Raw genomic sequence first — 21,571 nt, 5'->3', positions numbered from 1 at the left:
AACCCGCCGGACGACGGGAACGAAAAAAGGCGCCGCTAGCGCCCGAATACAAACAAAACGATGAAAACAGAAACAATAAAGCTGAGAATGTCGGCCAAAATGCCGACTTTTAACGCATCGCCCATTTTTTTGACGCCGACGGCGCCAAAATAGACGGTGAGCACGTAAAGCGTCGTCTCCGTACTGCCTTGGATCGTAGAAGCAAGGCGCCCGATGAACGAATCCGGGCCGTAAGTAGCGATCAAATCGGTCGTCATGCCGAGCGCCGCCGTGCCGGAAAGCGTGCGGAGAGCCGCAAGCGGAACGACTTCGGCCGGCAGTCCAATGGCATCAGCCAGCGGTTTGATCACTTCCATCATGGCATCAAGCGCCCCTGAGGCTCGGAAAATGGCGACCGACACCAACATGCCGACCAAATACGGGATGAGCGAAAACGCGATCTCGATCCCTTCCTTGCCGCCTTCCACAAACGCTTCGTACGTCGGCACTTTCTTTGCTGTACCGTAAAGCAAAATAAAAGCGATGAGCGCAGGGATCAGCCAAACAGAAAGAAGTTGGACGATGGCCATTATGGCTTCCTGCCTTTCCGCATCCGTTTCCAATAATAGTACCGGTCAATCAATACCGCCCCAATCGTCGAAATCGTCGAGGCGACGATCGTCGTCCCAATGATCTCGCCAGGCGCCGCTGAACCGTACGTCATGCGGATCGAGATGACGGTCGCCGGAATGAGCGTAATGCCTGATGTGTTCATGGCCAAAAATGTCACCATCGACCGGCTCGCCTCGTCGCGGCCGCCGTTGAGCTTTTTTAGCTGCTCCATCGCCTTTATGCCCATCGGCGTCGCCGCATTGCCAAGGCCGAACATGTTGGCGACCATATTCGAGACGATATAGCCGAGCGCGGGATGGCCGGGCGGCACCTCTGGAAACAAGCGGCGTACGAGCGGCATAAACAGGCGCGCCGCTTTGTCAAGCAAGCCGGCGCGTTCCGCGATCGCCATCAGCCCGAGCCAAAACACTAAAATGCTGACCATGCCGATGCTGATCGTCACCGCTTCTTTGGCGCTTTCAAACACCGCTTTGTTCACTTCGTCCATCGTGCCGTTGGCCGCCGCAAAGACGATGCCAATGACCGCCATCATCACCCAAATGAGGTTAACCATCGCTTCTCACACCTAAAAAGCGAAATGCTTGCCATAAAAACCCTCGGCCGCTTCCTTCCTTTCCCGGTTCATACAGCAGCGGCACCGAATCAACCGCCTTTTGATGCAAATAAAGCACCGCCTTTCCGACCTCTGTCGGCACCCGTTCTGGGTATTTTTTCCATTCTTTGCGCGGCTTCAGCAAATACACTTTCACCTGCAGCCCGCTCTCCTCTTTATCGGTCACCGGATATCGCAAATCGCGGACCGCCTGCAGCCGCCCGCGGTAAAACGGATCAGAAATTTTGTCGACCACCCGCTCGCTGCTCACTTTGGCGATGTGATAATGAGAAAATCCATATTCGTACATAGCGATATGATCATTCCAATCGTCCGGTGCATCCAACGTCACGGCGATCAAATCGACGCCGCCTTTGGACGCCGTCGTCACGAGCGTGCGATGGGCCCGTTTCGTATAGCCGGTTTTGCCGCCGGTGCAATATTCGTAAAGACTTGTCAACAACTTGTTTTTATTTCGCCACACACGCGCGCCGTCTTCGCCGGGCGGAGCGGGGGCGCGGTACACTTTCGTCCCCGAGATGCGCCGAAACTCTTTGTTTTTCATCGCATATTGCATGAGCAGCGCCATATCGTACGCGGTTGAGTAGTGGTTTTCCGCGTCATCCAACCCGTGCGGATTGGCAAACTCGGTATCACGCATCCCGATTTCAGCCGCTTTTTGGTTCATTAAAAAAACAAATCCTTCGACGCTGCCGCCGACATGTTCAGCGATGGCCACCGCCGCGTCGTTGCCGGAACGAAGCATCAGCCCATATACCAAATCGCGCAGTTTGATTTTCTCCCCTTGGCGCAAGTAAATTGACGACCCTTCGGTCCGGACAGCGCGGGCGCTGACCGTCACCGTGTCGTCCATCTTCCCCGATTCAATCGCCAAAATGGCGGTCATAATTTTCGTAATGCTGGCGATGCGCCGTTTTGTATAGGCATCCTTGGCAAACAAAACCCGCCCGGAATGCTGCTCTATCAAAATCGCGCTTTTTGCGCTCACCCCATCCATAGCGCGCATCCGCTCTGGAACAAATGCCATAATCCCCGCAGCGAGTGCAAGAATGAGCGCAATGAGCCGCTTCTGCTTATTCATCTCATATCGGCGAGGATCCCCCTCCTTTAAGGAGCGGGGAGGAATCGCCTGTTCCTCCTTTCCGATTAGGCTGAACGGGCCGCAGCCGAAGAAACGTCGCGGCGGAAACAGGCTGAACCCCAAAGCCGCGTTTTGTACAAGTGTATGCGTCGATGGGACAAATATGATGAAAAAATGCCGTTGCAAGGGGAGACAGCCCTGAACGATCCGCTCCGGCGCTTGCGCTGGGCTCATTGATGACATTTCCCTGCAAAGAGAAAGCCGCTCCCCGAAAAGACGGACAGGTGTCCTGATGGATCGCAGCGCCTGCTCTCCCAAAAAAACGGGCAGGGGGTTCCCCCCCGCCCGTTTAAAACGGCTGCCAACGAAGCTTCCGCGCCTCATGAAAGCGCTCTTCAACGTTGCGCCAGTTGACGACGTTCCACCAATGTTCGATGTACGCCGCCCGATCATTTTTGTATTGCAAATAGTAGGCATGCTCCCACACATCAAGCACAAGAAGCGGGATCACATCCCATTGCGCCATGAGCTGGTGTTTTTCCGCCTGCAAAATTTCCAGCCGGTGCGCTCGCGGCGCCCAAACGAGCAGCGCCCAGCCGACCCCTTCGGCGCTTTTCGCCGCTTCGGTGAAATGACGGCGAAAGGCGGCAAAGCTGCCAAAATCGCGCTCGATTTGCGCCCGCAGCTCCCCGCGCGGCTCGCCGCCGCCCTCTGGATGCATGTTGTACCAAAAGATAGTGTGCAAATAATGCCCGGAGCCGTGGAACGCCGCTTCCCGCTCCCAATGTTTCAACAGATCAAAATTGTTCGTCCGGCGCGCCTCGGCCATCATCCGCTCCGCCTGATTGAGACCGTCGACATAGCTTTGATGATGCTTCGTATGGTGGAGGCGCATGATTTCTTCGGAAATATGCGGCTCGAGTGCATCATAACGGTACGGCAGCGGCGGCAAGACATGACGGCCGGGCGCTACTTGTTGACGCGGCTCACCGCCGTCGTCCGCATCCACCCAGCGTCGCTTTCCATCGGTCACGTTGTCCGCTTGACCCGGCTCGCCGTCAGCTATATCAGGCAGCGAGTCGGAGAGCTCCGCCATAAAAGCCGGCTCTTTTCCGTCCTCAACCCGCTCTGCCGTCCCGCTGGTGTCAAGCCATCCGTCTTCGTTCTCTTTGTTTTCACTCTCCAGTTCAGGCGACACCGATTCCCCTTCGACTTGTTCTTGCGTCGCCTCTTCTTCCCGCTCGGCAGCTGACGAATCAGCCAGGCGGACGGCCCGAGTGTATACGTCATCGACAAGACGCTGGAGCTCGTAAATCGCTTCTTCGGTCCATTCATCGCCGTGTCCATCGATGTACGCCAACAAAGACGAAAGCCCAACATCCTCAGCCATCCTGCGTGCAGACAGCGCCTGTTCAACTTGTCTTCCCCACGCAGCCGCTTCCATGACATACTGGCGAAGCGCACCGACATACACGTCATCGGCAAGGCGCTGAAGCTCGCGGACGGCCTCTTCCGTCCACTCGCCGTCATGCTCGGCAATAAACTCGAGCAGCGACGAAGCGCCATCCGTGCTTGCCCCACGCAAAGCGAGCGTCTCCTTGACTTGATTTCCCCATTCGTTCACCCTAGCCGCATATTGGGCGAACAACACCTGATCGTCCATTTGGTAAAAACCTCCTCCTGTTTTGTTCGCCATATCGTATGCTGTCATGGGGAAATCGTTCTTGTCCGCATTCACCCAAATTCCCGGCCGCTCATACATAGAGGAGCGAGGGCAGTCATCATAGGAAAAGACAGCAAGGAAGAACAGAATCGCCGCAATGCTTCCCTGCGGCGGGTCTGCAAATGAGCCATAGATAAACCGCTCAAAAAAATCGGGCTGACCCAAAACATATTCGCGTTTTGGGTCAGCCCCCCTTTTTTCTGAAAAAGGCAGGCTACTTTGGCAAACTGCCGGCTGCACCAAACGGTTTCCTTGTCCGGACGCACAGAAAACGCGGCGCCAACCGCATTTTCTCGTTACGCCGACCGTTCAGGCAAGCGGCACTCGCCGGTTTCCACCCATTCGCTGACAAGCGCCTGCAGCGTTTTGGCGTCTACCTCGGCAAAATAACGGCGCAATTCCTCTTCATCGTGAATATAGACGCGCTTTCGCTGCCGATACGCCGGATTTTTCCATAAACAGACAAGAGCAATGATGTCGCGCAAATGAATGTCGCGCCCATTAGCCGTAAACAGTGGATCGCTTTCATACGGCAGCCAATCAAGCAGCGCCGCCTCAAAATGGCGCAAATACAACACAGACAGCGTCCGCTCTTCGCCCCCGTCGCGGTACGTGACTTCCGAGCGGTTGAAATAGTCTTCAAACGTGTTCGATTGCGACTTTTGCAGCTCTTCACCGTACAGGCGGCAAACGTTCATGAGCGCTCTCCTTCCCGATCAGCCATTTTTCTTTAGTTTACCATATTCCGGCTGCCCATCGCTCAAATTTTCTGCTAATTTTTCGAAAAATAAATCCGCTTCCCGCTCGGATTCGCCATCGTCCGCCCATTCCGGCAGCGGCGGCAGCTCCTCGAGCGTTTTTAGCCCGAAATAATCGAGAAATTCCGGGGTTGTCCCGTACAAAATCGGCCGCCCGGTTCCTTCGGCTCGTCCAACCTCTTTAATGAGCGCCCGTGCCATCAGCGTCTGCAATGGCTTGTCGCTTTTTACGCCGCGAATTTCCTCAATCTCCGCGCGTGTAATCGGTTGGCGGTATGCGATAATGGCGAGCGTCTCAAGCGCCGCCTGCGACAGCGGCGATGCTCCCGGCGCTTCGACCAACTTCTTTAAATAGGGGGCGTGTTCTTTTTTTGTCGCCAACAAAAACACGCCGCCAAGTTCGACAAGCTGGATGCCGCGCTCTTCCCGTCGGCAGTCTTGTTGAAGCTCCTCGATCACCGCTTTCGCCTCTAGCTCGCTGACTTCCAACACAGCGGCAATTTGTGAAAGCGACAGCCCTTCGTCACCGGCAGCAAACAACAGCGCTTCGACAATCGCCTTCGCCGGCTTGAGCGCGCCGGCTCCCTTTTTTTCTCTTTCGTTTTGTTCCATCGCCCTTCTGCCACGCCAAACTCGTTGGCGCCCCTCCTCCTTTCCTCCTGTTTTCGTCGTTTCCCAAGTCTTCTCACCCCAATGTGAGTCAACTCTCCGCCTTATCATGGCATGGGCAAACAAACAACAAAAGAAAAGCGGCCCGCCGCAGCGAACCGCCGCGGCCAAACCGCACCGCCTCAACCGGCTGGTTTCACCGCAAGAAACAAATCGCTGAAATTCCGTTCTTGCTCAACGATGATTTCGTCTTGCTTCATCAACTCTAAAATCGCCAAAAACGTCACGACGATATACGAACGATCGTAGGACGGAAACAGCTCGTAAAAGTTTTTCCGCCCGTTCGCCTGCTTTAGTTCATGCAAAATTTCCGCCATGCGCTGTTCGACGGAAATATCTTGGCGGGAGATTTTCGCCCGCATCGGTTTTTGCAGTTTTTTGCGGCGCAACAGCTTCGACAAGGCGCCAAGCATATCGTATACGTTCACATCCAGCGGCGCCGCCTTTTTCTCATCCGCGTATGCGCTTAAGTCGCTCGGCGGCTTTGTAAACAAAAGCGCCCGCTCCTCTTCGCGCCGCTTCAGTTCGCGCGCCGCCTCTTTAAACTTTTTATATTCAAGCAGCCGCTGCGTCAGCTCCTCGCGCGGGTCCCCGTCATCGCCCCACTCGATGTCGCCGTCGACCGCTTCTTCATTGGAGGGCGGCAACAGCATTTTGCTTTTGATCGCAAGCAAGGTGGCCGCCATCACTAAATATTCGCTGGCGATATCCAACTCAAGCTCCTGCATGGCGTGAATGTACGCCATATACTGCTCCGTAATTTGCGCGACCGGAATATCGTAAATATCAATTTCATAGCGGTTGATCAAATGCAAAAGCAGATCAAGCGGCCCTTCAAACGCTTCGATTTTGACGTTGTACGGCAATTGCACATCCATCCCACCATTTTTTCCAGAACCACCGCCCGGTAGGCTCGTCTCCAGCTGCAGTACATTTATTGTATCATAACGAAGCGGCGAAGCGAACGGAAAACAGTCTCTTTTTTGCGCCGCAGGCCGCCGAAGCTGTATAATCGAAGAAGAGCCGTCCGCCTTCACATGGCGCGGCCCACTTTTGAAAGGAACGATGGCCGATGTATCCAAAAGCGTATATCGAGTATTTGGTCCATTTCCATAGCGACCGCGATTATTTTGAATGCCACGAAATTTTGGAGGAACATTGGAAACAAGACGGTCGAAACAAAGGTTGGCTTGTGCTCATTCAAATGGCGGTCGCTTTTTACCATTACCGGCGCGGCAACGTCTTGGGAGCGCTGCGCCTCATTCGACGGGCGCGGGCGCTGCTTGACGAAGCGCAAGAGATGATCCGGCGGCTCGGCCTCGATGACGAGGCGCTCGTCCGCTTGCTCGACGAGACGGCTGGGCGGATCACTCGCGGCGAACCGTACGAAAGCGTCGAACTGCCGATTCGCGACCGTTCCCTTTATGAGCAATGCCAGGCCGCCTGCGCCCGCCGGCAGCTCGTTTGGGGGCAAGCCAGCGACCTAGCCAACCTTGATCTTGTGGATAAACACCGGCGCCGCGACCGCTCGGACGTCATCGCCGCACGCGAACAAAAAAAACGGGCCAAAGCGGAAGGAGTTGGCTTCCCTCCCCCTCCGCCGCCCGCCTGAGCGCGGCGCCGCGCTAGTTTCGTTATTCGTTGCACGCATGGCATTTATCGAAAAACGAGGCGGTCCACTCGTTGGCGCACAATCGGCGGCCCGGGTACACCTCTTTCAATGCCTTGACCATCTGTTTTCCGATCCCTTGGTGGCGGTGTGACGGATTGACGCTGATGTGCTGGATTTCCACAACATCAGGAGCGCGCAACAGGACGCCGATAATGCCGACGATGTCATCCCCTTCTTTCCATAAAAACAGCTGCCAATCGTTGTTTGTTTCATACTGTTTCATCGTCTGCTGCAGCCGTTTCAGGTCTTTTTCCGTCGGCATAAACGACAACAGTCCCATGGCGATTTTCTCATAGTTTTTTCGGTAACGGATTAACATAAAAATCCCTCATTATCGACAAACGCTTTTCCGAAATGGAAAAGTTTTTGTCATTTTCTCTATACGTATTATAAACATTCTCACCGATATTGTGAACCATTTCATGCCTTTTTACGCAAATGTCCGCAAGACGTTCGCCATTTCGATCGCCGACACCGCCGCTTCCCATCCTTTATTGCCCGCTTTCGTGCCGGCCCGCTCGATCGCCTGTTCAATGGTGTCCGTCGTCAACACGCCGAAAATGACCGGAACACCGCTTGCAAGCGCCGCGTGGGAGACGCCTTTGGCCGCCTCGCTGCAGACGTAGTCAAAATGGCTCGTTGCCCCACGGATGACGGCGCCAAGCGTAATGACAGCGTCAAACTGCTTCGATTCCGCCATTTTTTTCGCCACAAGCGGGATTTCAAACGCACCCGGCACCCAGGCGACAGTGATGTCGCTGTCGCTCACGCCATGGCGCGTCAAGCCGTCGATCGCCCCAGATAAAAGCTTGCCCGTGATGAATTCGTTAAAACGAGAGACGACGATGCCGATTTTCAATCCGGTGCCGACTAAGTTTCCTTCAATGATGCGCATGTTCGTTGCTCCTCCCATCATTAAAAATGAAGCATATGTCCTAATTTTTCATGTTTCGTGCGCAAATATTTTTCATTTTCCTTTTTCGCTGGCATCTGAATGGGCACCCGTTCAACGACTTCGAGTCCATGCCCTTTTAAGCCGGCGATTTTGCGCGGGTTGTTCGTGAGCAGGCGCATTTTCGTCACGCCAAGATCTTTCAAAATTTGCGCCCCGATGCCATAATCGCGCAAATCGGCGGGGAAGCCCAGTTTTTCGTTCGCTTCGACCGTATCATAACCTTGCTCCTGCAACTTGTAAGCGCGCAACTTGTTCATAAGGCCGATGCCGCGCCCTTCTTGGCGCATGTAAAGCAACACCCCGCGCCCTTCCGCCTCGATTTGCCTGAGCGCCGCATGCAGCTGCGGACCGCAGTCGCACCGGTACGAGCCAAACACATCGCCAGTTAAGCATTCGGAATGGACGCGCACCAAGATCGGCTCATCCGGGATGATCTCTCCTTTGACAAGCGCCACATGCTCTTTTCCGTCGAGCACGTTTGTGTAGCCGATGGCGCGAAATTCGCCGAATTCGGTCGGCAGCCAAACGTCCACCTCCCGTTTCACGAGCTTTTCCCGCTGACTCCGATAGGCGATCAAATCTTTGATCGTGATCATTTTCAATCCGAACTGATCGGCGATTTGCCGCAAATCAGGAACGCGAGCCATCGTCCCGTCCTCTTTAATGATTTCGCAAATGACGCCGGCCGGCTTCGCGCCGCACAAACGGGCCAAATCAACCGCCGCTTCTGTATGGCCGGCGCGCCGCAAGACGCCCCCCTTTTTCGCAATCAACGGAAAAACGTGGCCAGGACGTTTAAAATCGCTCGCTTTCACATTCGGATCAAGCAGCGCCTGAATCGTCGCCGCCCGCTCGTAGGCGCTGATTCCCGTCGTTGTCGTTTTGTAGTCGACACTCACCGTAAACGCTGTGCCATGCGCGTCCGTGTTATGAGTGACCATCGGCTCAAGCTCGAGCCGCTCCGCCAATTCCTCCGTAATCGGCACGCAGACGAGCCCGCGGCCATGAGTGATCATAAAGTTAATGACATCCGGCGTAGCTTTTTCGGCCAGCACGACAAAATCGCCTTCATTTTCGCGGTCTTCGTCATCGCAAACGATGATCACTTCTCCGTTTTTCAGCGCCGAAAGCGCTGCTTCAATCGTGTCAAACATCAAGCTTGCCCCCTTTTCCACTATTTATAGCCGTGCTGCTCCAAAAATTCGACCGTCAATTTGGAGGTCGCCGTCGCTTTCGCGTCGAGGAAAGCGGCGACGTACTTGCCGATCATGTCGCACTCGATATTGACGAGATCGCCCGGCCGCTTTTCGCCTAAAATCGTCGCCTCACGCGTATGCGGAATGAGTGAAACGATGAACGTGCGCTCGCTCAGACCGAAAATCGTCAAGCTCGTCCCATCGACAGCGACCGATCCTTTCTCAATCATATAGGCGCGCAGCGAGGCCGGCACTTCGATTTCATAGTAGACGGCGTTCGCTTTCGGCCACTGCCGGATGATGCGCCCGACGCCGTCCACATGCCCGGTGACGAAATGGCCGCCAAACCGTCCCCCAGCCGCCATTGCCCGCTCCAAATTCACCTTCGATCCCGGCTTTAATGTTTTTAGCGCCGTCGCTTTCACCGTCTCCGGCATGACATCGACCGTAAACTGCCGTTCGGTGAACGATGTGACGGTCAAGCAGACGCCGTTGACGGCGATGCTGTCGCCAAGCCGCACATCTTCGAGCACCCGCTTGGCGCCAATCGTCATCACGATGGCGTCGCCGGTTTGCTTCATTTGTTCGATCGTGCCGATCTCTTCAATAATGCCAGTGAACACAACGATTCCTCCTTCCGTTTCGGCGCGGCGACGATTTTGATGTCCGGGCCGATCGTCTCGATGCGGCGGATGTCAAGCTCCACCGCTTCAGCAAGCCGGGCGAAGCCAAGGCCGCCGACCGGCGTCGGCGCCCCGCGGCCGCCGATCAGCTTCGGAGCGATATAGGCGATGACCTCATTGACTGCTCCCGCGCGGAGGAAGCTGTCATGAACGCGCGAGCCGCCTTCGACAAACAGCGACATGACTCCCTGCTCCCCAAGCAGACGGAGCACATCGCGGACATCGATCTGGGCCGTCGGCATTGAAAATACGCGCACCCCAAGGCGCTCATACGCCGCCGCTTGTTCCCGACTGACGCCGCCGGTGATGATCCACGTTTCTGCTTCCTTGTCAGCGACGACATGGGCGTCAAGCGGTGTACGCAATTTTGTATCCAAAATGATGCGGAGCGGATTTTTCCGCTTTTCCCCAAAGCGGACGGTAAGCTTCGGGTTGTCGGTCAAAACGGTGTTGACGCCGACCAAAATGGCGTCATGCTGCGCACGAAGGCGATGGACATCCTCACGCGCCGCGCTTGATGTAATCCATTTGCTTTCCCCCGTCGCCGTCGCGATTTTGCCATCGAGGCTGCATGCGAACTTCAACGTGACAAACGGCGTTTTTGCGGCGATATAGTGGAAAAACATCCGATTCAATTCGTCCGCTTCGTCTTTTAATACGCCAACATCAACGTCAATGCCCGCTTGGCGCAGCTTGGCAATCCCTTTTCCCGCGACAAGCGGATTCGGGTCGGTCGTGGCAACGACGACGCGACGGACGCCCGCCTGGATGAGCAAATCGGCACATGGCGGCGTTTTTCCATAATGGCTGCACGGCTCAAGCGTCACGTACACCGTCGCACCGCGCGCCTTCTCGCCAGCCATGCGGATCGCATAGACTTCCGCGTGCGGCTCACCCGCTTTCAAATGGGCGCCAAGCCCAACAACCGTCCCACCGTTGACAACGACCGCGCCAACGGCAGGATTGGGAGACGTTTGCCCGACTCCAGCTTTGGCCACATCGAGAGCGAGCCGCATATAATGTTCATCGTTATGCACCGCACTCCCTCCTTCAATAAAAATGAAACCCCCGGGATGTCCCCGGGGGCTCATCGATGAGAGAATGACCAATGATGCGCAAACAAACACATGTTCGCCAAGCAGGCTATACCGGCCGGTCGGAAACAAAAGATACTACCATGCCTAGTCGGCCGACAGACGCTGCCCACGCGGTCTGAACCGGCCGAAAACAGCCGTGCGCATATTGGCATCCTTCTCCCATCCAGACTATACTGTCGGCTCCGGAATCGCACCGGATCCTGCCTTTCGGCTCGCGGGCTGAGGGGCGGAAAGCCCCATCACCGCCGGTCGGGAATTTCACCCTGCCCCGAAGGATGCATCACGATATCGTTATGTTCATTATACCACACGAAACGCCCTGCATCATCATTCCGCAACCCAAATCCAATACGCCGCTCCCCACAACAGGCTGGCCGCAAGCAAAAAGAAAAACAAGCGCCAGTTGTTTCGAACAGTCCGATCATCCTCGCTCATGCGCTGTTTACGGTTCGTCAAATACTTTCACTTCCTTCATCACGTCGCCGTTTTTCATCGTCTTCACGACGTCCATGCCCGATGTCACTTGGCCAAAGACGGTGTGCACCCCATCCAAGTGCGGCTGCGGCTCGTGGACGATAAAGAACTGGCAGCTGCCGGTGTCGCGGCCGCGGTGCGCCATTGACATCGCGCCGGTGACATGTCGGTGTGGATTGTTGTCCGTCTCGCACGGGATCGTATAGCCGGCATCGCCCGTTCCATTGCCGCGTGGACATCCTCCTTGGCTGACAAATCCAGGGATGACGCGGTGGAACGTCAACCCGTTATAAAAGCCTTCGTTTGCGAGCTTCTCAAAATTGGCCACCGTCGCCGGCGCCTCGTTTGGGAACAGTTCAAACTCGATTTTCCCGCCGTTTTCCATGAGAATATATCCTTTTTTCGCCACAAGCATCCAGCTCCTTTTCGACATCGAAACTGCTTTTATCATACCATGATGGCCAAGTGAAACAAAAGAAAAAATGTCTTTTCAAATTCGCACGCCGCCTGACCGCGTCGCGTTTTTCCGATAGCCAAGCAGGCGAGCGTACGGTATAATGATAATGCATTTTCGTAAACAGGAGGCGAGCTATGTGAAACGAACGATCGCTTCATCGCTGCTTTGGGCGGTGCTGCTGGCATCTCCGGGCATCGCAGCGGCCGATGCCGCGCCGGGCGATGTCATTGTGACGCTCGGGGAAAACTTAACGAATGAACAAAAGCAAAAAGTGCTCGACGAAATGAAGGCGCCGGACGGGGCGCAAACGATCACCGTCTCAAACGTTGAGGAGCATAAATATTTGGACGGACTCATTCCGAAAGCGCAAATCGGCACGCGCGCCATCTCGTCGTCGATGATCACGATAAAAGAGCCCGGCTCGGGGCTTCATGTCGAAACGCACAACATCACATGGGTGACGAAAGAGATGTATACAAACGCCTTGATCACCGCAGGGGTGAAAGATGCCGATATTTACATCACCGCTCCGTTCCCGGTTTCCGGCACCGCAGCGCTGACGGGGCTGATGAAGGCGTATGAAATTTCCTCGGACCAAGCCATCCCTGATGATGTCAAAAAAGTGGCGAACGAGGAAATGGTGCAGACGGCGAAGCTCGCCGATTCGATCGGCGCGGACAAAGCGGTCGCCCTGCTGGCGAAAATCAAACAAGAAATCGCCAACAACCCACCGCAGACGGACGCTGATTTGCGCGCCCTTATTGAAAAAATCGCCAACGACCTTGGCATTACGCTGAGCGAGAATGAAATCAACAACCTGATTTCCCTTTTCCATAAAATGCAAAATGCCCATATTAATTGGGATCAAGTGAATGATCAGCTGAGCAAGGCGAAAGAACAGCTATCGGCGTTTTTGCAGTCAGAAGAAGGGAAAACGTTCATTCAAAATCTGATCGACATCTTGAAAGAAATTTGGAACGCGATCAAATCAGCATTTTCCTCAAATCAACAATGAAAGAAGGCGCCCCAAAAAAAGCAGCGGGCGCCTTTTCTTTGTGGAGGCCGTTCTCTTTCCAACCGGCGGCCTTCACTTTTTCACTTTCGTTTTCAAAGGCAAATCATATTGGATCAAATCTTCATATGTCTCCCGTTTCACAACGAGCTGGGCGTCGCCGTTTTCAACGAACACAACGGCTGGGCGCGGCAGACGGTTGTAATTGTTCGCCATGGAATAGCCGTAAGCGCCGGTGCAAAAAACGGCCAAATAATCGCCCGGCTTCGCTTCCGGCAGGGCGATGTCCCAAATGAGCATGTCGCCTGACTCGCAACACTTCCCGGCGATCGATACGACTTCCGTCGGCTCGCCGAACACCCGGTTGGCGAGCGCGGCTTCGTATTTCGCTCCGTAAAGCGCCGGACGGATGTTGTCGCTCATGCCGCCGTCAACGGCAATATAGGTGCGGACGTTGGGCACCTCTTTGCGCGAACCGATCGTATAAATCGTCGTTCCGGCATCACCCACGAGCGACCGGCCCGGCTCGATCCAAATTTCCGGCAACGGCAAGCGGCAAGCTTCGGCCTGCCTTTTCACCTCTTCCACGATGCAGTCGACGTACGCTGTCACCGGAATCGGGTCGTCTTCCTCCGTATAGCGGATGCCAAAGCCGCCGCCAAGATTGACAACCGCTGGGACAAATCCGTGCGCCTTGTTCCACTCCGCCAGCTTGGCAAACACTTTTTGCGCCGCGAGCACAAACCCAGCTGTTTCAAAAATTTGCGAGCCGATATGGCAATGAACGCCGAGCAGCTGAAACGCGGCCGATGCCATGACACGGCGAAACGCCTCGTCCGCCTGACCGTTGTTTAAGTCAAAGCCGAACTTTGAATCTTCTTGCCCGGTTAAAATGTAATCGTGCGTATGCGCCTCGACCCCCGGCGTCACGCGGAGCAAAACCGGCACCGTCCGACCGGATGACTCCGCCAGCTCTTCGATCAGCTCGAGTTCGTAAAAGTTGTCGGCAACGATGCAGCCGATGCCGTGTTCAAGCGACATCGCCAATTCGTCCCGGCTTTTGTTGTTGCCATGAAAATGGATGCGCTCAGGCGGAAAACCGGCCGCAAGCGCCGTATACAGCTCACCGCCTGAGACGACGTCAAGCGACAATCCCTCCTCAGCGGCCAGCTGCACGATGGCGACGGCGGAAAACGCCTTGCTCGCATACGCGACTTGCGCCCGCACGCCGTGGCGCTGGAACGCTTCTTTAAACGCGCGCGCCCGAGCGCGGATCAACGCAACGTCATAAATATAAAGCGGCGTGCCATACGTTTTGGCCAACTCGACCACATCGACGCCGCCGATTTCCAAATGCCCTTGTTCATTCACGCGGCTTGTCCCGTGAAGAAACATCGCAAACCCCTCATTCCTCTATCGAAATCGCATGGCAAAAGCAAAAAAGACAGTTTGCAAAATCGGCAACTGCCTTTACAAAATGGAAAACCGCAAAGCGCCATCGGCTCTGCCTTGAAACGGAAGGCCGCACACCCCGCGCTGGGCCATGCCCATTCCGCCCGTGCAAACGTGCGAAGCACTGAGGCAAGCACCATCAGTGCAAGCAATTAAATATAACTTATCATAATGATAAAAAAGTTGCAATAGCGCTAAAACGAAAAAAGCGGCCGCCAATAGGTGGAAACGGCCGCTTCCAAATGGATCGTTCGCGTCATGACGGCTGTTTTTGCCGGTCTTGCGGGTGAACGATGCTCGGGCGCACTCTCGCTCCGGCAACCGAACGGCGGACGACAATTTGCATAAATGCCGCTGGATCGAACGGGATGAACGGCCATAAGTACGGCGTATTAAGCGAGCGGATGCTGGCGAGCCAAAGCAAATAAACGGTCGTGCCAATGACGAGCCCGGGCACTTTAAACAAGGCGACAAGAATGACCAATGCCAATCGAGAAATCTTATTCGCCACGCTCAACTCATAGCTTGGCGTCGCAAAGGAACCGATCGCCGCCACCGAAATGTACAAGATCACTTCCGGCACAAACAGCCCGACATCGATGGCGATTTGTCCGATCAAGACGGCGGCAATCAAACCCATCGCGGTTGATAGCGGCGTCGGGGTATGAATGGCTGCCATCCGCAAAAACTCAATCCCAAAATCAGCGAGCAAAATTTGCACAATGATCGGGATGTTCGTTTGTTTGTTCGGCCCAATAAACGCCCATGATTCGGGCAGCAACGACGGTTCAAGGACGAACAGCACCCACAGCGGCAGCAAAAACAACGACGTCAAAATGCCTAAAAACCGCACCCAGCGCACAAACGTCCCGACCCCTGGCGACTGCCGGTATTCCTCGGCATGCTGGACGTGGTGAAAAAATGTTGTCGGCGTGATGATGACGCTTGGCGATGTATCAACCATAATGAGCACGTGCCCTTCAAGCAGGTGCGTCGCTGCTACATCTGGCCTCTCGGTGTAACGGACGAGCGGGTACGGGTTGTATCCTTGCTTGACTAAAAACTCTTCGACTGTTTTGTCGCCCATCGTCAGTCCATCGACGTTGATTTGCTGCAACTCTTTCTTGACGAGTTCAACAAGCCCCGGGTCAGCGACGTCTTTAATATAGGCGATGCATACGTCCGTTTTTGACCGCTCGCCGACTTGCAAAATTTCAAAGCGCAGCCGCTCGTCGCGGATGCGGCGGCGGGTGAGCGCCGTGTTGACAATGATGTTCTCGACATAGCCGTCGCGGGCGCCGCGCACAACTTTTTCCGTATCCGGCTCTTGCGGCTGCCGACCCGGATAGCTGCGGACGTCGACAGCAAATCCGGTCGATTCGCCTTCAATCAAGACGATGATCAAGCCCGACAGCAGCTTGTCAACCGCTTCGTCGAGGCTCGTCACCGGACTGACTTGCTGATGAACGAGTCGATTTTCGATGATCTGCCACGCTTGGGACGCCTGGCGTTCATCATCGTTGACGCGCACAATTTGTTTTAACAATTCGATAATGTATTGCGTGTCGCATAAACCGTTGCAGTAGTAAATATGTACTTCCCGGTTTAGGACATCAATTTTCCGCACGCCTAAATCAAAGCTTGTCCCGACGCCGATCCGCTGTTGCAAAAACTTCGCGTTGTCAACGAGCCGCTTCGCGATCGGCGCTTTCGGTTTCTTTTCTTTTTCCGGCATGGCCACCACTCCTTTCGAGAATCAACTCGACCGCCTTGCGCGTAATCGGCGCTCCGTATTTCGCATGGTCTCGGTATCCCATTTTGCCGATGTCGCCGATGCCGACGATGAGCGGAATGTTCAGCCGGTCAAGGCAGTAGACGGTATCGCCATTGATCCGCCCGATCTCGAGGTCCCGGAAGCCTTCTTTATCGACCCCATATTCGGTCATCACGCCGTCACGGTCGATGCTCACATGCACTTTTGTCCATTCATGCTGGTGCGTATTGGAGGCAACCGCCAGCGCCCCAAGCACCTCAATTTGCTCATGCCCCGCCACATAGCGAAGCGCCTGCTCTCCGGCCCCCTCCCCGAGGGCGCCGCAATCGTCAAACATGACAAACACTGGATCGTGCGGCGTTTGCAAAATGAGTTCGACCAACTGTTCACCGCTCAGTTTCGTCGGATTGCCTTGCGAGCGGGAAATGCAACGGCCGCCGATCTCGGCGGCAACCCGCTCAATCGCCCGGCAGGCGAACTCGTCCCCATCCGTTACTAAAATGACTCGTCGTTTTTCCATCATCTCTACCCTTTCGGTTTGCAAGTGAGCGCCGCGGCAAAAGAGCCAGCCACGATAAAAGCGAACAAGGCGCCGGCAAATCGGAACACCGCTGCTCCGGTTTCGACAAATCCCTCCGGCCGCGGTTCTGCCATGGCTCCTTTCGCCAACCAATACCCAAATCCGCTCAGCGGCATCGTCGCCCCGGCGCCAGCCCAAGCGACGAATGGATCATAGACGCCGCCAAAGCCAAGGAGTACGCCAAAGACGACAAGCGAACCGGCGACGCCAGCCGGCGTCCATTTGCCGCGGTCGATGATGAGCTGAACGATGGCGCACAGCAGCCCGCCGGCGAGAAAGGCACGGACGTATTCCATATCACATTCCCTCCTGATCGTTCCCAAATAAAAGGCGTCCTACGGCGGCAAATCCGGCTCCTGTCCAGCCGCTTCGATGACGACGCCGTGAGCGATGGCCGGAATCGATTGTTTTTGCTGCACCATCGTTTGACTCAAGAGCGCCCCGGTAGCGACGACAAACAGGCGTCGAAACGTTCCGTGGGCGAGCTCTTGAAGCAAATACCCGTACGTGACGACCGCCGAGCAGGCGCAGCCGCTGCCGCCGGCGAACACCTTTTGATCTGGCCGGTAAATCATCAGCCCGCAATCGTTGTAAACGTCGGTCACATCGTAGCCTGATTCAGCAAGCAACTCGCGGACGATGACGCTGCCGACGCGCGACAAGTCGCCGGTGACGATCAAATCGTAATCGCCCGGCGAGACGCCTAAGTCACGGAAATGCTGCTCGATCGTATCGGCCGCCGCCGGAGCCATCGCCGCCCCCATGTCGAGTGGGTTTTTCAGCCCGGCGTCAACGACTTTGCCGATCGTCGCCGCCCGGACGCGCCAACGTCCCGGCGCGCGGCCAACAAGCGCGGCGCCGGCGCCCGTGACGGTGAACGTCGCCGTTTTCGGCTTTTGCACCCCAAGCTCAGTCGGGTAGCGAAACTGCCGTTCGGCCGTCGCGTTATGACTGCTTGTCGCCGCAAGCGCCCGATCAGCCAATCCACCAGCGACAAACGCAGCGGCTGCCGCCAACGTTTGCATCGAGGTCGAACAGGCGCCGAACAAGCATAAAAACGGAATCGGCAGCTCGCGGGCGACATAATTCGATGTCGCATTTTGGTTTAATAAATCACCGGCCAAAAATAGATCGACTTCTTCGGCAGAGACGCCCGCCTTTTGCAAGCAGCAGTCCACCGCCTCCCGCATCAGCCTCCGCTCGGCCAGCTCCCACGTCGCTTCGCCGCAATATAAGTCGCGATGGCAAACATCAAAATAACTTCCGAGCGGCCCGTCGGCTTCAAGCGGCCCGACCGCGGCAGCGGCCGCTTGGATGTAAACACCATCGTCAAACACCCATGTCTGCTTTCCGACACGTTTCATGGCCAATCCCTCTTTTCGTCACGGCCAAACAAGGCCAAGCACATAGGCGGCAATCAGACCATAAATGACCGCTGCCCCACCGGCTTTCAACATCTGCCCGGCCACCCCGGCCGTCCATCCTTCGCTGCGATGCTCGATAGCGGCGCTGGCGATCGCATTGGCCAGCCCTGTAATGAGCATCGTCGCCCCCGCACCGGCAAATTGGCTGAAATCATCATATTTCCCGACGGCCGTCAGCACAATCGCCAATCCAGCCATCACCATAGACGCCCACAGATGGGCCTCGAGCGGCGAAGCGGCAAACGTGCCGCCATACCAATCAGCGAGCCATTGCGCCAACGCACAAAACATCCCACCGACAAAAAACGCTTTTACCGCATTGGCGGCGTATGGGGGAGAAGGCTGAAACGCCTTCACCTCGCGGACATAATCGGACTTCAATCCCACGTTTCCTTCCCCCTTTGTCAGCGAAAGTGATCGACAAAATAAAGCCAATGAAACAACGAACCGGCCACTTTGCCAAAGGCGATGGCCATAAGTAAAATGACGATTTTATCATCGACGCCGATCCGCTTCGCTAAAATCGGCCAAACGTTCAACACCTCTGTTAAAGCGGCAGCGAGCATTCCGATAAACACACCATGAAACAATCCGATCGGCGCTAGCCAATATTTGGATAAATGCCAAACCGAATGGCGCAAACTCATCCAACCGCCAACGATGGCGCCGGCTACAGCCCCCCATTCATAGGCGTGAATGCGTTTTGGCGTTTTCGTCAGCTGCGTCAGGCGCGGGATGACGCCAAGCACGACCAAAAAAGCGACAAATCCGGTTCCGACCGCCAACCCTCCGGCGAAGCCGACGAACACTACCAGCAAAATCTCAAGCGTCGTCAAGAGGCCTCAAGCTTTCTTTGTTTTCATGCAAAATGACGTACTGATCGATCGATTGCTGGTAGTTGAACATTTCGACTTCAAGAGGGCTGGGCTCCTCGTTGATTCGTTTGCGGAACCAATGGTTGAAAAATAAAATCATCCCGATGCCGAGCCCAAGCGAATACGGAATTTGCAAAAGCAGCGGTTTATCGACCGCTTGGCCGGTCATCATTTCGTACAGATGGCGATGCACTTGTTGCATGCTGACGTCCTCGTGAAAGTTCATGATCGCCATCGCCGAACCGACGAACAAAAGAAGCCAAACGAGAACGAAGGAAGCGGTCGAAACCTTCCGTTTTTCATAGACGACTTCAATGATCGTCTGCGATGGGCCGATCATCTGCACATCAAGCGAGGAATCCACATCAAACACAGCCCGGATCATTTGCATCATATCGATGATGACGATATTTTTATCGCTGGGCTGGATGCGATAGAGCGGAATCGTCTTCAACCGCCGAATGAGCCCGCCATCCGGCGCAGCGATTTGGGCCGCCTGCCCGAGCGTCACCACCGCCCCCGGCTTGACTTGCACGCGATGGCGCGGCTTGATAAATACGGTGTTGGCCATTTGCTTCACACCTTTGTCCCCATTTTGTTTTTCTTTAGTTTGGTTGGCAAAAACACCGATCATGCGGCCTGTCGGCGTTCACCATCGATTTCATAAAAATAGAAAAGAATGGGCAAAAAATGCCCATTCTTTTTTAGACTTTTGTTGCTTGCTCTGGAAAAAGCGTTCCAAAATGCGCTTACAGACCAAAAGACGGATGCGATTCATGGTTCACCGCCGATGAATTGACATCCGTCGATTTTGAACACACCTGTGCGGACAAAATGGTCGATCCGTCCATTTTGTTGCCCACTCCGTGCGGACAAAATGGACTATCCGTCCATTTTGTCCTTTATGTGCTGCAATATTTTCTTTTCCAGCCGGGATACTTGCACTTGAGAGATGCCGAGCCTCGATGCCACTTCGGACTGGGTTTGGTCTTTGTAATAGCGCAAATAGACGATCAGCCTCTCACGCTCGTCGAGTTCTTCGATCGCTTTTTTTAAGGCGATTTTGTCAAACCATGACGCCTCGTCGGCGTCAGCGATTTGATCAAGCAACGTGATCGGATCGCCGTCGTTTTCGTACACCGTTTCGTGAATCGATGTCGGCGAGCGGACCGCCTCTTGAGCCAGAACGACGTCTTCTGGCGAAATGCCTAAATGGTCGGCGATTTCCGTAACCGTCGGCGCCCGCCCGCGCGTTTTCGACAGCTCATCTTTCGCCTTGCGGATTTTGTTGCCCATCTCTTTCAGCGAACGGCTCACTTTGACGGTGCCGTCGTCGCGAAGAAACCGCTGAATCTCCCCAATGATCATCGGCACGGCGTACGTCGAAAACTTGACGTCATATGACAGGTCAAACTTGTCGACCGACTTTAACAAGCCGATGCAGCCGATTTGAAACAAGTCGTCCGCTTCATAGCCGCGGTTTAAAAAACGTTGAACGACCGACCAAACGAGGCGCATGTTTTTTTCAATAATTTCATCACGCGCTTCTTGATCGCCTTCTTGGCTGCGGCGGATCAGCTCTTTCATCTCCTGATCTTTGATTGGCGACTGATCTTGCTTGACATCGACATCCATAGGCATGTCTCCCTCAGTTACATAACGCTTTGCTTTTCGCAATATGCTTTTTCAAATACACAGTCGTCCCTTTATTCACTTCCGATTCGACGATGACTTCGTCCATGAAGTTTTCCATAATGGTAAAGCCCATCCCTGACCGCTCGAGCTCGGGCTTTGTCGTAAACAACGGCTGGCGCGCTTCTTCGATGTCAGGAATGCCGACTCCTTCGTCTCTCACCGTCAAATGGACGACACCGTCTTCAATGATGACCGAAATGGAGACGATGCCGTTCGGATCGTTGTTGTAGCCGTGAATGATCGCGTTTGTCACCGCCTCAGAGACAACCGTTTTAATTTCCGTCAGTTCGTCCATCGTCGGGTCAAGCTGGGCGACGAACGCCGCCACGGTCACACGGGCGAACGATTCATTTTCGCTGCGGGCAGAAAATTGGAGGTGCATTTCGTTGCGCATTTACGCCACCCCCAATGCTTGCAAGGCGAATTGCTCATCCGCCTCAACGCGGATGATTTTAAACAGACCCGACATGTCAAACAGCCGTTTGACGGCCGGCGATACGGCGCATACAACCATCTGCCCGCCGACGTTTTTGATTTGTTTATAGCGTCCGAGAATGACGCCGAGGCCAGAGCTGTCCATGAACGTCAATTGTCCTAAATTGAGCACGATGTGGCGGATCGCTCGGTTTTCGAGCACATCCGTCACTTGTTCACGCAATTCTTCGGCTGTATGATGGTCAAGCTCCCCAGACAGGCGAACGATGAGCACGTCTTGCTTCACTTCCAAGTCGATCGCGAGACTCACAGCGTGTTCCCCCTTGTCCATTTC

Annotated in this window: 27 protein-coding genes and 1 riboswitch; of the genes, 2 read left to right on the top strand and 25 right to left on the bottom strand. The window is 55.0% G+C overall.

Annotated features, from left to right (window positions below):
• Positions 1-35: 35 nt before the first annotated feature.
• The 7 genes from ETR37_RS07425 to ETR37_RS07395 form a co-directional block, all read right to left on the bottom strand.
• Positions 36-569 (bottom strand): spore maturation protein, encoded by a 534-nt coding sequence (locus ETR37_RS07425; RefSeq protein WP_011231766.1) that lies wholly within the window; start codon positions 567-569, stop codon positions 36-38.
• A complete protein-coding gene (locus ETR37_RS07420; protein ID WP_012820700.1) occupies positions 569-1,165 on the bottom strand; it encodes a nucleoside recognition domain-containing protein in 597 nt (198 codons plus the stop codon). The genes ETR37_RS07425 and ETR37_RS07420 overlap by 1 nt, the downstream gene beginning before the upstream one ends.
• On the bottom strand, positions 1,158-2,306 hold the full coding sequence (locus ETR37_RS07415; protein ID WP_060787657.1) for a D-alanyl-D-alanine carboxypeptidase family protein: 1,149 nt from the start codon (positions 2,304-2,306) through the stop codon (positions 1,158-1,160). Before ETR37_RS07415 ends, ETR37_RS07420 begins: the two co-directional genes overlap by 8 nt.
• 349 nt (positions 2,307-2,655) lie before the next feature.
• On the bottom strand, positions 2,656-3,969 hold the full coding sequence (locus tag ETR37_RS07410) for a superoxide dismutase (RefSeq protein ID WP_033005275.1): 1,314 nt from the start codon (positions 3,967-3,969) through the stop codon (positions 2,656-2,658).
• 356 nt (positions 3,970-4,325) lie between these two features.
• Complete coding sequence (locus ETR37_RS07405; protein ID WP_020754622.1) at positions 4,326-4,727, bottom strand: hypothetical protein; 402 nt, start codon at positions 4,725-4,727, stop codon at positions 4,326-4,328.
• Positions 4,728-4,745: 18 nt separating this feature from the next.
• The gene (gene scpB, locus ETR37_RS07400; protein ID WP_033005253.1) at positions 4,746-5,399 is read right to left on the bottom strand and encodes an SMC-Scp complex subunit ScpB; all 654 of its coding nucleotides are present in this window, start codon (positions 5,397-5,399) and stop codon (positions 4,746-4,748) included.
• Positions 5,400-5,578: 179 nt separating this feature from the next.
• Positions 5,579-6,334 carry a segregation/condensation protein A gene (locus ETR37_RS07395; RefSeq protein ID WP_033005256.1) on the bottom strand — a complete coding sequence of 252 codons (756 nt, stop codon included), beginning with the start codon at positions 6,332-6,334 and terminating at the stop codon, positions 5,579-5,581.
• A 194-nt stretch (positions 6,335-6,528) separates the two neighbouring features.
• On the opposite strand from ETR37_RS07395, the gene ETR37_RS07390 reads away from it, so the two are divergent.
• Positions 6,529-7,068, top strand: coding sequence for a DUF309 domain-containing protein (locus ETR37_RS07390; protein ID WP_129447086.1), 540 nt, complete (start codon positions 6,529-6,531; stop codon positions 7,066-7,068).
• A gap of 22 nt (positions 7,069-7,090) precedes the next feature.
• Here ETR37_RS07390 and ETR37_RS07385 read toward each other — a convergent pair whose 3' ends face one another.
• From ETR37_RS07385 to ETR37_RS07360, 7 genes are all read right to left on the bottom strand, one after another.
• On the bottom strand, positions 7,091-7,447 hold the full coding sequence (locus ETR37_RS07385; protein ID WP_013144843.1) for a GNAT family N-acetyltransferase: 357 nt from the start codon (positions 7,445-7,447) through the stop codon (positions 7,091-7,093).
• A gap of 111 nt (positions 7,448-7,558) precedes the next feature.
• Positions 7,559-8,023 (bottom strand): 6,7-dimethyl-8-ribityllumazine synthase, encoded by a 465-nt coding sequence (gene ribH, locus ETR37_RS07380; protein WP_033005258.1) that lies wholly within the window; start codon positions 8,021-8,023, stop codon positions 7,559-7,561.
• 20 nt (positions 8,024-8,043) lie between these two features.
• The gene (locus tag ETR37_RS07375) at positions 8,044-9,237 is read right to left on the bottom strand and encodes a bifunctional 3,4-dihydroxy-2-butanone-4-phosphate synthase/GTP cyclohydrolase II (protein ID WP_014196246.1); all 1,194 of its coding nucleotides are present in this window, start codon (positions 9,235-9,237) and stop codon (positions 8,044-8,046) included.
• A 20-nt stretch (positions 9,238-9,257) separates the two neighbouring features.
• On the bottom strand, positions 9,258-9,902 hold the full coding sequence (ribE, locus tag ETR37_RS07370; RefSeq protein WP_129447085.1) for a riboflavin synthase: 645 nt from the start codon (positions 9,900-9,902) through the stop codon (positions 9,258-9,260).
• Complete coding sequence (gene ribD, locus ETR37_RS07365; RefSeq protein WP_013144840.1) at positions 9,857-10,999, bottom strand: bifunctional diaminohydroxyphosphoribosylaminopyrimidine deaminase/5-amino-6-(5-phosphoribosylamino)uracil reductase RibD; 1,143 nt, start codon at positions 10,997-10,999, stop codon at positions 9,857-9,859. Before ribD ends, ribE begins: the two co-directional genes overlap by 46 nt.
• Positions 11,000-11,206: 207 nt before the next feature.
• Positions 11,207-11,339: riboswitch (FMN riboswitch) on the bottom strand.
• 47 nt (positions 11,340-11,386) lie between these two features.
• Complete coding sequence (locus ETR37_RS20000; protein WP_014196248.1) at positions 11,387-11,515, bottom strand: hypothetical protein; 129 nt, start codon at positions 11,513-11,515, stop codon at positions 11,387-11,389.
• Positions 11,502-11,942, bottom strand: a complete 441-nt coding sequence (locus ETR37_RS07360; RefSeq protein WP_033006697.1) for a peptidylprolyl isomerase — start codon at positions 11,940-11,942, stop codon at positions 11,502-11,504. Before ETR37_RS07360 ends, ETR37_RS20000 begins: the two co-directional genes overlap by 14 nt.
• Positions 11,943-12,126: 184 nt before the next feature.
• Here ETR37_RS07360 and ETR37_RS07355 point away from each other — a divergent pair, with 184 nt between their 5' ends.
• Positions 12,127-13,005 carry a DUF1002 domain-containing protein gene (locus ETR37_RS07355; protein WP_015375315.1) on the top strand — a complete coding sequence of 293 codons (879 nt, stop codon included), beginning with the start codon at positions 12,127-12,129 and terminating at the stop codon, positions 13,003-13,005.
• Positions 13,006-13,077: 72 nt separating this feature from the next.
• Here ETR37_RS07355 and lysA read toward each other — a convergent pair whose 3' ends face one another.
• From lysA to spoIIAA, 11 genes are all read right to left on the bottom strand, one after another.
• Positions 13,078-14,397 (bottom strand): diaminopimelate decarboxylase, encoded by a 1,320-nt coding sequence (lysA, locus tag ETR37_RS07350; RefSeq protein ID WP_020755246.1) that lies wholly within the window; start codon positions 14,395-14,397, stop codon positions 13,078-13,080.
• Positions 14,398-14,710: 313 nt separating this feature from the next.
• Positions 14,711-16,189, bottom strand: a complete 1,479-nt coding sequence (locus ETR37_RS07345) for a spore germination protein (protein ID WP_033005742.1) — start codon at positions 16,187-16,189, stop codon at positions 14,711-14,713.
• Positions 16,137-16,748, bottom strand: a complete 612-nt coding sequence (gene spoVAEA / locus ETR37_RS07340; protein WP_081132537.1) for a stage V sporulation protein SpoVABEA — start codon at positions 16,746-16,748, stop codon at positions 16,137-16,139. The genes ETR37_RS07345 and spoVAEA overlap by 53 nt, the downstream gene beginning before the upstream one ends.
• Positions 16,749-16,753: 5 nt before the next feature.
• A complete protein-coding gene (locus tag ETR37_RS07335; protein WP_011231785.1) occupies positions 16,754-17,104 on the bottom strand; it encodes a SpoVA/SpoVAEb family sporulation membrane protein in 351 nt (116 codons plus the stop codon).
• 39 nt (positions 17,105-17,143) lie between these two features.
• A complete protein-coding gene (gene spoVAD, locus ETR37_RS07330) occupies positions 17,144-18,172 on the bottom strand; it encodes a stage V sporulation protein AD (RefSeq protein ID WP_033005744.1) in 1,029 nt (342 codons plus the stop codon).
• 18 nt (positions 18,173-18,190) lie between these two features.
• Positions 18,191-18,619 carry a SpoVA/SpoVAEb family sporulation membrane protein gene (locus ETR37_RS07325; protein WP_013144836.1) on the bottom strand — a complete coding sequence of 143 codons (429 nt, stop codon included), beginning with the start codon at positions 18,617-18,619 and terminating at the stop codon, positions 18,191-18,193.
• A 17-nt stretch (positions 18,620-18,636) separates the two neighbouring features.
• Positions 18,637-19,068: a stage V sporulation protein AB gene (locus tag ETR37_RS07320; RefSeq protein WP_011231788.1), complete on the bottom strand. Its 432-nt coding sequence runs from the start codon at positions 19,066-19,068 to the stop codon at positions 18,637-18,639.
• Entirely contained in the window at positions 19,055-19,678 is a 624-nt protein-coding gene (locus ETR37_RS07315) for a stage V sporulation protein AA (RefSeq protein WP_033005766.1), read from the bottom strand. Before ETR37_RS07315 ends, ETR37_RS07320 begins: the two co-directional genes overlap by 14 nt.
• A gap of 311 nt (positions 19,679-19,989) precedes the next feature.
• A complete protein-coding gene (gene sigF, locus ETR37_RS07310; RefSeq protein ID WP_011231790.1) occupies positions 19,990-20,742 on the bottom strand; it encodes an RNA polymerase sporulation sigma factor SigF in 753 nt (250 codons plus the stop codon).
• Between the two features lie 13 nt (positions 20,743-20,755).
• Positions 20,756-21,196 carry an anti-sigma F factor gene (spoIIAB, locus tag ETR37_RS07305; RefSeq protein WP_011231791.1) on the bottom strand — a complete coding sequence of 147 codons (441 nt, stop codon included), beginning with the start codon at positions 21,194-21,196 and terminating at the stop codon, positions 20,756-20,758.
• Entirely contained in the window at positions 21,197-21,547 is a 351-nt protein-coding gene (spoIIAA, locus tag ETR37_RS07300) for an anti-sigma F factor antagonist (protein WP_011231792.1), read from the bottom strand. It abuts the gene before it with no gap.
• Between the last annotated feature and the right edge of the window lie 24 nt (positions 21,548-21,571).

Origin of the sequence: Geobacillus sp. PK12 (assembly GCF_004123125.1) — a bacterium.
Taxonomy (GTDB): domain Bacteria; phylum Bacillota; class Bacilli; order Bacillales; family Anoxybacillaceae; genus Geobacillus; species Geobacillus zalihae.
This window is presented reverse-complemented; position numbering and strand designations above follow the sequence as displayed.

Coding starts and splice junctions, on each gene's coding strand:
- ETR37_RS07425 (WP_011231766.1), bottom strand. CDS start 569: ATGGCCATCGTCCAACTTCTTTCTGTTTGGCTGATCCCTGCGCTCATC.
- ETR37_RS07420 (WP_012820700.1), bottom strand. CDS start 1,165: ATGGTTAACCTCATTTGGGTGATGATGGCGGTCATTGGCATCGTCTTT.
- ETR37_RS07415 (WP_060787657.1), bottom strand. CDS start 2,306: ATGAATAAGCAGAAGCGGCTCATTGCGCTCATTCTTGCACTCGCTGCG.
- ETR37_RS07410 (WP_033005275.1), bottom strand. CDS start 3,969: ATGGACGATCAGGTGTTGTTCGCCCAATATGCGGCTAGGGTGAACGAA.
- ETR37_RS07405 (WP_020754622.1), bottom strand. CDS start 4,727: ATGAACGTTTGCCGCCTGTACGGTGAAGAGCTGCAAAAGTCGCAATCG.
- scpB (WP_033005253.1), bottom strand. CDS start 5,399: ATGGAACAAAACGAAAGAGAAAAAAAGGGAGCCGGCGCGCTCAAGCCG.
- ETR37_RS07395 (WP_033005256.1), bottom strand. CDS start 6,334: ATGGATGTGCAATTGCCGTACAACGTCAAAATCGAAGCGTTTGAAGGG.
- ETR37_RS07390 (WP_129447086.1), top strand. CDS start 6,529: ATGTATCCAAAAGCGTATATCGAGTATTTGGTCCATTTCCATAGCGAC.
- ETR37_RS07385 (WP_013144843.1), bottom strand. CDS start 7,447: ATGTTAATCCGTTACCGAAAAAACTATGAGAAAATCGCCATGGGACTG.
- ribH (WP_033005258.1), bottom strand. CDS start 8,023: ATGCGCATCATTGAAGGAAACTTAGTCGGCACCGGATTGAAAATCGGC.
- ETR37_RS07375 (WP_014196246.1), bottom strand. CDS start 9,237: ATGTTTGACACGATTGAAGCAGCGCTTTCGGCGCTGAAAAACGGAGAA.
- lysA (WP_020755246.1), bottom strand. CDS start 14,397: ATGTTTCTTCACGGGACAAGCCGCGTGAATGAACAAGGGCATTTGGAA.
- ETR37_RS07345 (WP_033005742.1), bottom strand. CDS start 16,189: ATGCCGGAAAAAGAAAAGAAACCGAAAGCGCCGATCGCGAAGCGGCTC.
- spoVAEA (WP_081132537.1), bottom strand. CDS start 16,748: ATGGAAAAACGACGAGTCATTTTAGTAACGGATGGGGACGAGTTCGCC.
- ETR37_RS07335 (WP_011231785.1), bottom strand. CDS start 17,104: ATGGAATACGTCCGTGCCTTTCTCGCCGGCGGGCTGCTGTGCGCCATC.
- spoVAD (WP_033005744.1), bottom strand. CDS start 18,172: ATGAAACGTGTCGGAAAGCAGACATGGGTGTTTGACGATGGTGTTTAC.
- ETR37_RS07315 (WP_033005766.1), bottom strand. CDS start 19,678: ATGGCCAACACCGTATTTATCAAGCCGCGCCATCGCGTGCAAGTCAAG.
- sigF (WP_011231790.1), bottom strand. CDS start 20,742: ATGGATGTCGATGTCAAGCAAGATCAGTCGCCAATCAAAGATCAGGAG.
- spoIIAB (WP_011231791.1), bottom strand. CDS start 21,196: ATGCGCAACGAAATGCACCTCCAATTTTCTGCCCGCAGCGAAAATGAA.